A 12,033-nucleotide genomic window follows, 5' to 3' on the forward strand; every position below is an offset into this window, starting at 1 on the left:
TCGATAAAGGGGCAAAGTTTTTGCTGTTATTTATCGGTGGCGGCGCACTAAAGCAAAATAAGCAAACGCTCTTAGATCGAGAGCTGTCTCTATGTTATAAACGGCCTAGGAAGTATCAGTATTTGCTAAGACCAGAGCTGTTAGAAATAGTCAATTATTTAGAAGTAGCAAATATCTCTTGGTTAACCTTTATCGAGTTTAATAATCGCTACTTAGCAGAAAATAACGTCTGCCAAGTGGAACAAAAACTGCTACGAGGGTTCCATAAAAGCCTCGAATCAAAATCGTTTATGCAGTTATCAGTTTAACCCTAAAAACCCAGCACAATTTCAGGTAGAATAGCCGCCTGTTTTTGCTAAGTTTATTGACTCTTCATGCGTTTAAAATCTTTAAAGCTGGCAGGCTTCAAATCCTTTGCCAATCCAACGACTTTTACTTTTCGTCATGGTATCACCGCCATCGTCGGGCCAAACGGCTGTGGCAAATCCAATGTGATTGATGCCATCCGCTGGGTGCTGGGCGAGACCTCCGCCAAGCAGTTACGTGGTGGGGCGATGAGTGATGTTATCTTCGCTGGTACGCAGGACAAAACTGCCAAGAGCGTTGCCAGTGTCGAGCTGACGTTTGAGCATACCCAAGATGAGCAGACTGGCATTCGTCACGAGTTTAACTTGTACCAAGAGCTGTCTGTTCGCCGTCAGGTAAATAAGGATGGCCGCTCAGATTATTTCATCAATGGCACGCGTTGTCGCCGCCGCGATGTGGTCGATGTATTCCTTGGTACGGGACTGGGTGCGCGTAGCTATGCGGTGATTGAGCAAGGCATGATTGGGCGCATCGTCGAGTCTAGTCCTGTGCAGCTGCGTGAGTTTATCGAAGAGGCCGCAGGCGTGTCTCGTTATCAAGCGCGCCGTGAAGAGACGCAAAAGAAGTTAGAGAAGACAAAAGACAACCTAGCGCGCTTGCACGATATGCAAAGCGAATTACTACGCCAACAGAAAACACTGTCTAAACAGGCGGCTAGTGCCCAGCGTTACGAAGAAACCTCTCTAACACTAGCTGATATCGAGCAGCAGCTCGCTATTCAGCAGCTCTATCAAGCTAAGCAAGCGCATCAGCAGCAGAAAGTAGCGCATGAATGCAGTGCCGCTGAGGTATCGACACTTCAAGCTGACTACGACACGCTTAAAGCTCAGCAAGACAAGCTCACTGCTCGTATCAACCAAGAGCAATGGCGCAAAGACGACGCCCAAAGCGCTCACTATCAGCAGCAGTTGGGCTATCAACAAGCGGAACATAAGCTAAGTGATACTAAATCACAGTTGACCGCTATTGAGCAGCAACTGACTAGCTTGGCTCAGCAGCGCGAGCAATCATTGGCTGATATCGAACGGCTCAATGCTGAACAAGCTGAGCAGAATCAAGCGCTAGAAGCATTACGCCCGCAGCTTGTTGAGCTGACAGATAAACGCGATGACTATAAGCGTAATGAGCAGCCATTGCAGCGCGCGTGGCATGAAGCGCAAAACAATCTGTCACGCTTACAAGACAAAGCCCGTTCGTTTGAGCAGCAGCAGGCCATCAATTCTCAAGCACAAAAGCGTCATCATCAAAGTTATGATAAATGGCAGCGCCGTGAGCAAAACTGGCAAAACCTGTGGCAGCAACTACAGCAGTCTATAGCGCCGTCAGACCGTATTAATGTGAGTAAGACAGATAAGGTGCAAGAATTCAGTCAAGTACTAGAACAGCAAGTCACTGAGCTAAGCATGCAGTTGCAGCAGGTTGAGCGTCAACGCGAAGCCGTCGATGAACGATTGTCCGAGATACAACCGCAAGCGCATAGTTTGCAGCAAAGACTAAACGTACAACAGAGCGAGTTGCGCAATGATGAAAAGCGTCATGCGCTACTAGCAGGTGAGTACGATACCTTGCATCAGATATTGCATCCGAAACCTACACAGCCGCCGCAGCAATCAGAAAAGTCGAAAGTTGCCGCGACAGATAATGCAAATAACGATGGTATATATAATCAGCCGTTAACCATTGTAACGCTACGTGAGCAGATTGAGCTGAGTGCGAAGGGGCAGGAGTATGTGCCGCTACTCGATACTATCTTGTCATTATGGTTAGACAGTCATGTACTGGTTGCTAACCAACAAGCTAACCAACAACCCGACCAAACCAAGCAATCAGACTTTAACGACGCTAACGGCATTTCTCAACAAGCTAATAGCTTATGGCAAGCGCTTGAGCATGACGTTGCAGACTTACTGGCTTATCAAACGGCACAAAACACACCTACTAGTGCAAAAGATAAAGCTCTAATAGAGAAAGGTCATGGCTTATGGTTACCTGCTACGCAAAGTGATACTAGTGAAAGTGCGTTCATCAGCGAATTGCCAAATGGCATAGCTGACAAAGTATTGCCATTAGCGCAGTTGATTATTCAACCTACGCTTACGGTTTGGCAGCAGTGCTATCTATATACGGCGCAGTTTGAGACCAGTCAGCAGCCTGAGATTGACACATTTATTGATGTATTAAAGTTATTGCCACCGTCCGCTATATTGCTTACCGCAGATGGCTGGCTGATTAGTCGTCATGGAACGATCAATTTAGGCAAATTTGCTAGTGAACAGGACGAGCGGAACGATGGCAGTAGTCAATTCCTCACGCAGCGTCTACAACAGCGTACGCGTTTGCAAGCGTTAGAAGACTTACTTGATGAGCTGGAAACCAAAATACAAGACCAGCAAAAATCTATTGCAAAAGACCAGTGCGACTATGATGCGTTAATAGTTAGCTTGGAAGAAACACGCGCGCAAGCTGAGCAGTTAACCCGTGATAAGCATAAATACCAGCAGCAACTGACGACCGAGCGAGCCAACGTCGAGCGACTGCAAGCAGATAGCCAACGTCTGAACGCTGACAAGTTAACGCTTGAGCAAGAAAAACAAGAATTGGTACAAGAGCAACAAACGCTTGAACAAGAGCAACAGCATATCGAAAGTGAGATAGCTACGCTAACCCCGCAAATAACAGAGGCGCGAGCGACAACTCAGCAATTGCAATCTGAGCGCAGTGAGCTAAACCGTGCCCGTCAAGCTGATGACGACGCGTGGCAAGCATTGCAGCTGCGTATCCAGCAATACGAGATGCGCTTGGAGCATAGCGTTAGTAGCCTGACTCGTGCGACTGAGCAACATGACAAGTCGTTAGAAAATGAGCAAAATCTACAGGCGCGTCATGAGCAGCAGCAGGCTAAACTGCCAGAGCTACAAGCAGCATTGCAGTCTGTACAGACAATACGCGATGAGCAGCAAGTGCTATTGACCGAGCGTGATACTGCGCTCACAGCACTAAAACAAGCGTATGCTGAGCAGCAGACAGCACTTGATACATTGCAAAATACATTGCAAACGCAGCAAAGTGAGCTTGCCCGTTATGCTACTGAATTAGCACTTAGCGCAGCGCGTTTAGAGGACGCTAGTGCGCATACGCAGAGCGCTTTAGATGCCTACTACCAAGTAAGTCATAAATATAAAGTGCAAGCAGAGCAACCACAACAAAGCATGAGCGTCTCAAACCTGCTGGCAGATTTCATCGCTCATTATCGACGCGTCCGTCCAGACAAAATCGCTGAACTGGAATCCGAGCGAGCTAAGTTAACACAGCAGTTAAGTAAGATTGGGCCAGTGAATTTGGCAGCAGTCGCAGAGTTGGATGAGGTAAACGAACGCCTAGAGCCACTCGCGCAGCAGACAGCAGATATCGCTGCTAGTATGCAGACGTTGACGGAAGCGATTGCCTCTATTGATGAGACGACCAAGACGCTGTTTATGCAGACGCTTGATGCGGTTAATAATGAACTGGCCAATTTATTTGCCAAAGTCTTTGGCGGTGGACAGGCTAGCCTGACATTGAACACTGACGAGATGCCAGCCAATACGCCAAAGTCCGAACAATGGCGGGCAGGGCTTACCTTAATGGCACAGCCGAAGGGTAAGCGTAATAGTCGTTTAGCGGTATTATCGGGCGGTGAAAAAACCCTTACTGCGCTGAGTTTGATTTTTGCGATATTCAAGCAGCATCCGGCACCGTTCTGTGTGCTTGATGAGGTTGATGCACCGCTAGATGATGCCAACGTCGCCCGCTTTACCAGTCTCATTCATGAGCTAGCAGATGATTTACAGTTTATCTTTATCAGTCATAATAAACTGACGATGCAAATTGCTGATGAGCTAAAAGGCATTACTATGCCAAGTGCCGGCATTTCTACTCTAGTTAGTGTGTCGCTTGATGAGGCCGCGCGCTACGTAGAGAGCTAAGAGTAAAATAGTTGTTACCAAAAGTACTATGAGAATCAGCACGATGCAAATATAATCAATCAATCAATTGGCATAAATGCAATTAAGCTTGACCTCAGTCCAGCATACTGGTTATAAAGTACACAATGTGGTGACGATATAGGTCAGCCATGCTAGAATATTGCCATTTATGCTCGTTTGTGTATTCCCTTTTGTTATATATACTAGGATGTATTTATCATGACCGTTATTCAGTTTATATTGATTGCCATTGCCGCGTTTATCGTGCTCGCAGGGCTGTTTATGGTCATGCGTAGCTTTAAGCGCCGCGGTGCTACCGAAGCTGCTGCGGTCAATTATGATAAAAATGGTATTCCGATCATACCGCGTCACGAGCGCAACATCGTTGATCAACCAGATTTTGATGATACAGTCGCAGGCAAGACGAGTATCGGTCCTGATCGTAGTTATTTGGATGCTGTGGTTGAAGAAGAGCCATTGACGCAAGCGCATACCAACGTTGATGCTCAACTAACGGCTGAGCGTGACCATGTAGCAGCTGACGATTATGACGGCATCGATGAAGCTGACTACGCGCGCTGGCAAGAAGAGCAACGCCGCGCCGATAATACTGAGTTTGTAGAAGTCGCAGATCAGATGCATATCGAACAAGAGCCTGATGCGTTCTCTAGTCTAATGTCAGCGACTGATAGCCTGATGCCAACCATCGATACGGCAGAAGAGCCAAGCTTCGATGACAACAGTCCGATATTGGATCAGCATCTATCAGAGTCAGGTGACGACGCACAAAACGGCCCATTGATTAATGCTAAAGACAATATCAATATCACCATCTTGCCGCACCAATATCGTGACCGTCCAGCGGCGATTATCCGTGGTCGTGACCTGCTAGCGTTGATTGATAAATATGGTCTACGCTATGGCGCGATGAATATGTTCCATCGCTATGAGCAAAAAGACGGCACAGGTATGCTGTGGTTTAGCATGATGGGTATCACTGATAGCGGTATCGCGCCATTTGATCCGCATAGTGTTGCGACCAACACTTATAACGGTGTCGTCGTATTCTTATCATTGCCACATCCACAAGCCGTGCGCAGCTTTGATAGTATGATGAGCATTGCTTATATGATGGCGAGCGATCTGGACGCGATTATACTTGATGAAGAGAATGAACCAATCACGCCTGAATACAAGCAGCAACTACGTAACCAAGTTCGTGATTATGAGGGCTAGGTGCTTGAGGGTTAGAAGTTTAAAGGCTAAAAGCTACGAAAGTTAAAAGCTGATTAATATTAGAAATTATATAAAGGGCAAATAGCGATTAACGTTATTTGCCCTTTTTTATTGCGCTTTAGTTTCTGCAAAATATTATCCGAGTATCCTACAAACTTGTTATCATATTGACATCTTGAATTGCAAAAAAGACACCGACTATGACTGACGCTACCTTATCAAATAATTCTAAAAATCTATCTGCCCAAGTAGAAAGCCAAGCATCTGCGACATCTAACATATCTAGTTCAACCGATGGCAATACAGACAATAGTACAAAAATTGTCTCAAAAATGCGTGCACTTATTGAAGCGTTAAAGACGCATAATTATGCCTATTATGTGCTCGACAATCCAATTTTAGAAGATAGTGAATACGATCAATTACGTCGCTCATTGCTTGAGATTGAAGAAGAATATCCAGATTTGGTACAGCCAGATAGCCCTATCAATCAAGTCGGCGATATGCCGCTATCGGCCTTTACTCAAGTCACGCATGACATTCCGATGCTGTCGCTGGGCAATGTATTTGACTATGACGAGCTACATACCTTTATGCGCCGCGTCAACGATCGTCTCAGTGACTCGCAGCAAAACCCCGAGTACGAGATGGAGCTAAAGCTTGATGGACTGGCAGTCTCACTGAAATACGAGCACGGTAAGTTTGTCCAAGCGGTTACGCGCGGCGATGGGCAGACAGGAGAGGATATCACTCAAAATGCCAAAACCATTCGTAATTTGTCACTATGGATAGCTGATGCTGCTGATATTGCGCTTTTAGAAGTGCGCGGTGAAGTATTGATGCCAAAAGCAGGGTTTGAGCGTCTTAATCGACTTAGCGAGGCGAGTGAGGGTAAAACTTTTGCTAATCCGCGAAATGCCGCTGCTGGTAGCTTACGTCAGCTAGATCCAGCGATAGCAGCCAGTCGTCCACTGGCATTCTACGGCTATTCGGTCAATCAGGGTTTGCCTGAAAATATCGACACACAGTCAGGGGCGTTGGCATGGCTTACCGAGCTTGGATTTACGGTCAGCGCTGTAGAAGTGGTGGCAAATCCACGCGCCGCGCAGACCTATTATGAGTCAGTAATAGAAGGGCGTAGCGATTTGCCATTTGAAATCGATGGTATGGTCATCAAGGTCAATAGCTTGTCATTGCAGCAGCAGTTAGGATTTCTGTCGCGTGAGCCGCGCTGGGCGACTGCTTATAAATTCCCTGCCGAAACGGTAATGACGCGTCTAAACGACATCGAGTGGCAAGTCGGTCGTACGGGTCAAATCACGCCAGTCGGTAAGCTTGAGCCTGTCAAAGTCGGCGGTGTCACTGTCAGTAATGTCACTTTGCATAACTTTGGTGAGATTCAGCGTTTAGATGTGCGTGCAGGCGACACGGTCAGCGTACATCGGGCAGGCGATGTGATCCCAAAAGTCACTCGCGTTTGGCACGATCAGCGCCCAGCTGATAGCACACCTGTCACGCTACCTTCTACTTGCCCTGTCTGCGACTCTCCTGTCGTCTTGCCAGAAGATGAAGCATTGGCGCGCTGCACGGGTGGACTATTTTGCCCAGCTCAGCAGACTGAGGCGCTTATTCACTTTGTCTCGCGCCGTGCCATGGATATCGATGGGCTTGGCGCAAGTTGGCTGATTAGCTTCTTTGAGCATGGTCTGGTCAAAACCGTCGCTGATATCTATCAGTTACACAATCATGCAGATGAAATGGTCACCTTTGATAAACTGGGTGAGAAATCGGTACAAAATATCATTAATGCTATCGAAGCGAGCAAGCATACAACGTTGCCTCGTTTTATTTACGCGTTAGGTATTCGCGGTGTGGGTGAAGGCACAGCACAGAATTTTGCTCAGCAATTTGGTGACTTAGATAGTCTGATGGCCGCCAGTATTGAGACATTAATAAAAACGCCAGATGTCGGAGAAATCACTGCTGAACTGACCTATAAATTCTTCCGTGCGCCGCACAATATCGAGGTGATTAACTCACTATTAGAAGCGGGCGTGTATTGGGACAAAGTTGAAGCCACCTCATCAGAAGGGCTACCGCTCGATGGACAAACGTGGGTGATTACGGGCGCACTGAGCAGCATGGCGCGTGATGAAGCCAAAGCCAAACTTCAGGCGCTGGGTGCAAAAGTCTCAGGTAGCATCTCGGCGAAAACCGCGGCATTACTAGCAGGTGAAAAAGCTGGCTCAAAAATGGCGAAAGCTGAGAAGTTAGGCGTCAAAGTAGTGGGTGAGGAAGAGTTTTTGGCGATGGTTGGGGCGTAGATGATGAATATTAATGACATGGAAGAGTTGAGTAGTATAGAAAAAGAAAAGATTAAGAGGTGGCAAAAAATAACGGATGAAAAAGGTAATGGTGATGTTTATGCTAAGGCACAATTTAATATTTGTATTACGTTACATGAAAAAGGTTACGTCGAAGAAGCTCTAGAGCTATGGCACAAAATACAGCGCTCAGATAATGCTGCGTTATATGCTAAATCACAAAGAGGTATAGCTATTATTTTGTATGAGAAAGGAGATATTGAAGGTGCATTAGTAGCGTGGCGTAACATTGAATACTCTGATGATATTGAAGAGTATGTTCAGGCAAAAAGGGAGATTAGCGATATACTGTATAAAAGAGGCGATATCGAAGAAGCTTTAGAGATTTGGCATAGCATCAGGCGCTCAGACAGTTTAGAAATATATTCAAAAGCCCAGCTAAATATTGGTACGGCTTTGTATGAAAAGAATGATATTGAAGGGGCTGTAGAAGCTTGGAAAAATATAGAGCGTTTATTTGACTCTGCATTATATGCCAGAGCACAGATAGGCATCGGTATCGCTTTAGTAGAAAATAATGATGTGAATGGAGCTTTGATAGCATGGAAAAATATTAACGAAAAAGATGATGCGGAGATATATAGTCAAGCACAATACAATATTGGATTAACTTTATACAAGAAGGGCGATAAAAAACCTGCTTTATTGTTCTTAGATGCCGTGAGTAAGGCTGATAGTCCTGATACATATGCAAAATCTCGATATTTGGCTTCTAAAATACTAAAAGAACAAAATGAATACCAAAGTGCATTGAAGTATTTATGTGATATTAATAATTTTGATGACGTAAAAATATACGCTCAGGCGGAACTATTAATTGCTTACTTGATGAAAAACATAGGTAGTCATATAGGCTTTCTAGAAGCATTGCATAGAATAAAGCGTGACGACCATGCTATACATTATGCTTTTGCACAATGGCTTATAGGTTTTGACTTTAAAAAGACAGGTGATACTGAAAAAGCTATTAAGATATGGAGTGGGATATTATTTTCAGATGACTCAAAAATATATAAATCTGCTCAATACAAAATTGGTCAACTTTTGATTTGTGATCATGAATCAAAGAAATATACTGAGGCTAGGAACGCATTTATTAACGCTGAGTCAGCTTATACTTATGAAACATACTGTTATAAGAAAATATGCGACTTGCTTTTAGATGCAAAGCTGGAAGCAGTTGGCAAAAAAGCATGGCAGTTGCTAGATAAGACCTTAGAAATAGTCGAGATTCTGCAGTTAGATTTCGGTCAAGATTCTAATGAGGAAAAATCTCCTGAAAGAAAGTTAGCACATTATACTAGCACTGATACGGCTAACCTTCTATTAGAAGTTAATGAAGAAAAAAAATTACCAAGCGCATTTCGTCTTAATACGATCAATAACGTTAATGATCCTAGTGAAGGACAGCTATTACACAACTATCTAAAAGGCGGCAAAGAACAGTCATTTCATACCCCAGATTTTGATGACAAGCTTCATGCATTCATTGGCTGCTTTACCTTTAATCATGACAGTCTTAACCAGTTCAGACTATATGGTAAGCAGGATAATAAAGAAGCTTCAGGTGTTAGTCTCGTTTTCCAAAAAGAGTTTTTTCAATCATATAATTCGTTAGAGGGATTGTCATTCTTATCGTTAAAGAGTGAAGTTCAAAGTTTGAATAATCATACCGTTGTTAATAAGCAGTCGATTATAGAGAAAAAAACTGATGATAAAATCAGTCTCAGTAAAAAGCCTGTCATGCGCTGTGTATACTTAGATCCTAATTCTGATTATATCCATCTCGCACAGCGTAACCGATTAACATTCTTTAGAGAGTTTGGTGATGAAAAGATAAAAACATCTAATGGTAATATAGATATAATTTGGGCTGATGTAGAATGGGAAAAATATAAGTTTGAATTAAGAAGCAAAGCGAAAGATTTTGAAAAGGCTTTTAAAGAGCTTAAGGTAATATATAAAGAGCTAACTAAGCACTTAGCTGATTTAGAAAGTTTTGAGTCAGATATTTTGATTGATATTAGCACATTAACAAACGAGATACTTTTACCTCTAAAGTACTTAATTAAACACTCAGCTTTTCAAGAAGAGCAAGAATGCCGGATGGTATATATCACCTCACTTGATGACCCTAAAGTTAAAATGGACTTTGGCAAGTTTCTATATGTGGAGTACGAACCAGAGGTAAAAGCGCATTTAGACAAAATCTACATTGCTCCTGCCGCCAGTCACTATGAGCCTTATTTTGCTAAGCTATTATGCGGTAAAAATGATATGGGTAAAAAAATTAAAATCGAACCCTCAAACAATCCTTACCGTCAGACTTCGTAATAAAATAGTAGCGTGCGTTATATAAACCAAAACACACGCTATCAAATTCTACTCCGCCGTCTCATCATGTCCTTCAACATCACTTTTCTTACCATCAGGTTTGATCTCAATCGGCAATACCAGTCCTTTGGCAAATTCATCAGATAGCACATAGTCGTAGCTACTAGCAGCGACATCAGGCGTGGTATGAATGATAAGCGTCATATCATTGCCATCAGTTAATTCGTGCGAGACATAGGTTTCGCTGAGTTGATCCAAGGCTTTCGATAGCGCTTCGTTACTTGCCATGCTCACCGTCAAGTTATGCTGAGCGGTCGCAGCATCCACTTTGAAGTAATCTGCATAATCTTGGACGTTTTGGCTATCGATGGCAAACGGATACTTATAGTTAGTAGGGTCAGCAGGATTTTCACCACTATCTACCAGTGACCAGTCGATGGTATCGGCTGTCGGCGTTGATGCGTCTTTTGCTGTCTCTGCAGCTTGCTCAGTGGCATCAACAGAATCGGTAGCATTATCGCAACCTGTTAGCGCCCACATGCTTGCTGTTGCAATTACCATCATACTTATTAGACGCTTTGCCATCGAGTTACCCTTTTGATTATCGATCATGGTTGATTTGCTCTAGCTGCTATTTTGACAGCTTTCTTTGTGCTTCTCTAGCGAAATACATCAGATGGTAAGTTTTGATATCGTTCATGCTTTATACAAGAATTACGGCATTAACCTCGCTTGAAGTATTACAGTTACATCTGCACTCGGTTTCCTTGTATCTAAATTATATTGAACTGACTATATAACCATCTACTTGGAACTGTTTTTTATAGCCATCTTTATATACATATGGAACGAAGACGCATAAAAAAGCAGCCACTATTTAATGACTGCTTTTTGTCTGTTGAGACTATGAGCTTATCTCTAACTGATTAGATTTGGCAGTTCACTTGATACTCTGTACCATCAGCCCATTTCATCGCAAAGATACCTTTATCACCTTTCATGTGCCATGCGTAAACGACTTCTGGGTTTGAATCATTTACATAGCTTGCGACCTCGCCTTTTACTTCACCGTTTAGGATGATTGGCTGCTCGGCCCATTGCACTTTTGGTAGAGTAGCATTGAGCATGACTTGTTCTTTATTGATAGATTGCTTTGCCGTGATGGTGCTGTCGTCAGTACAGGTGTATGGAGCTGGAGCCATACGATCATAGGCGGCGGTTGCTCTTTCTGGAGTTGGCGTATCAGTCGTATCTTGGGTTACCGGGGCGGTGGTTGCACAAGCGCTCAATAGAGCCAGGACTGGTAGGGTAGTCGCAATCTTAGCTGTCATTCTCATCGTACTCTCCAAATTTTTTCACTGATGTCGTTTACTTGTTCTTAATTATGCGTTTAGCACATGAGAGTTATAGTAGCGAAAAGGAACGGTTTTAATGTTAGAAATTGTTTGTTACCTGTTAGCTTCGTTACCCAACCGCTGTCTAATGTAACTTATAGTTTGCAACATGATGAAAAGTAAGTAATGTTAATTGTGAAATCCGCGACCATAAAGCTCAACGTATAAAAAAGCGCCTATCAATGAATGACTGATAGGCGCTTTTTTGTTTTACTTAACACACTCTGCTTCACATACTCTAAGCTGAGCATGCATTTTTATGCTATGAACACTACTTGGTTTTGCGCGGTGGCAGACCAGTATGCTGAGTCTGGAAGTTGCCTTTGCTGACTTTCTTCTTACTGTTTTTACCGA

Annotated in this window: 7 protein-coding genes; 5 read left to right on the forward strand and 2 right to left on the reverse strand. The window is 43.8% G+C overall.

The genetic code is table 11. From position 1 onward, the window contains the following. The 5 genes from ACT3QQ_RS12730 to ACT3QQ_RS12750 form a co-directional block, all read left to right on the forward strand. Window positions 1-308: hypothetical protein (locus tag ACT3QQ_RS12730; protein WP_444528274.1), on the forward strand; the 308-nt coding region annotated here is incomplete at its 5' end. Window positions 309-374: 66 nt separating this feature from the next. Further along, window positions 375-4,331, forward strand: a complete 3,957-nt coding sequence (locus tag ACT3QQ_RS12735) for an AAA family ATPase (RefSeq protein ID WP_444528275.1) — start codon at window positions 375-377, stop codon at window positions 4,329-4,331. Between the two features lie 219 nt (window positions 4,332-4,550). Then, window positions 4,551-5,567, forward strand: a complete 1,017-nt coding sequence (locus ACT3QQ_RS12740; protein WP_444528276.1) for a cell division protein ZipA C-terminal FtsZ-binding domain-containing protein — start codon at window positions 4,551-4,553, stop codon at window positions 5,565-5,567. A gap of 332 nt (window positions 5,568-5,899) precedes the next feature. Next, window positions 5,900-7,891 carry an NAD-dependent DNA ligase LigA gene (gene ligA / locus ACT3QQ_RS12745; RefSeq protein ID WP_444528280.1) on the forward strand — a complete coding sequence of 664 codons (1,992 nt, stop codon included), beginning with the start codon at window positions 5,900-5,902 and terminating at the stop codon, window positions 7,889-7,891. Next, window positions 7,892-10,285: a tetratricopeptide repeat protein gene (locus ACT3QQ_RS12750; protein WP_444528277.1), complete on the forward strand. Its 2,394-nt coding sequence runs from the start codon at window positions 7,892-7,894 to the stop codon at window positions 10,283-10,285. Window positions 10,286-10,333: 48 nt separating this feature from the next. Here the strand turns inward: ACT3QQ_RS12750 and ACT3QQ_RS12755 are convergent, their stop codons facing one another. Both ACT3QQ_RS12755 and ACT3QQ_RS12760 read right to left on the reverse strand, forming a co-directional pair. After that, window positions 10,334-10,870 (reverse strand): hypothetical protein, encoded by a 537-nt coding sequence (locus ACT3QQ_RS12755; protein WP_444528278.1) that lies wholly within the window; start codon window positions 10,868-10,870, stop codon window positions 10,334-10,336. A gap of 341 nt (window positions 10,871-11,211) precedes the next feature. Further along, a complete protein-coding gene (locus ACT3QQ_RS12760) occupies window positions 11,212-11,622 on the reverse strand; it encodes a hypothetical protein (protein ID WP_444528279.1) in 411 nt (136 codons plus the stop codon). Window positions 11,623-12,033: the final 411 nt, after the last annotated feature.

It is taken from the genome of Psychrobacter sp. AOP7-A1-24, from assembly GCF_052376235.1.
GTDB lineage: Bacteria > Pseudomonadota > Gammaproteobacteria > Pseudomonadales > Moraxellaceae > Psychrobacter.

Excerpts from the sequence above, each read along its gene's own strand:
- ACT3QQ_RS12735 (WP_444528275.1), top strand. The coding sequence starts at position 375 with ATGCGTTTAAAATCTTTAAAGCTGGCAGGCTTCAAATCCTTTGCCAAT.
- ACT3QQ_RS12740 (WP_444528276.1), top strand. The coding sequence starts at position 4,551 with ATGACCGTTATTCAGTTTATATTGATTGCCATTGCCGCGTTTATCGTG.
- ligA (WP_444528280.1), top strand. The coding sequence starts at position 5,900 with ATGCGTGCACTTATTGAAGCGTTAAAGACGCATAATTATGCCTATTAT.
- ACT3QQ_RS12750 (WP_444528277.1), top strand. The coding sequence starts at position 7,892 with ATGATGAATATTAATGACATGGAAGAGTTGAGTAGTATAGAAAAAGAA.
- ACT3QQ_RS12755 (WP_444528278.1), bottom strand. The coding sequence starts at position 10,870 with ATGGCAAAGCGTCTAATAAGTATGATGGTAATTGCAACAGCAAGCATG.
- ACT3QQ_RS12760 (WP_444528279.1), bottom strand. The coding sequence starts at position 11,622 with ATGAGAATGACAGCTAAGATTGCGACTACCCTACCAGTCCTGGCTCTA.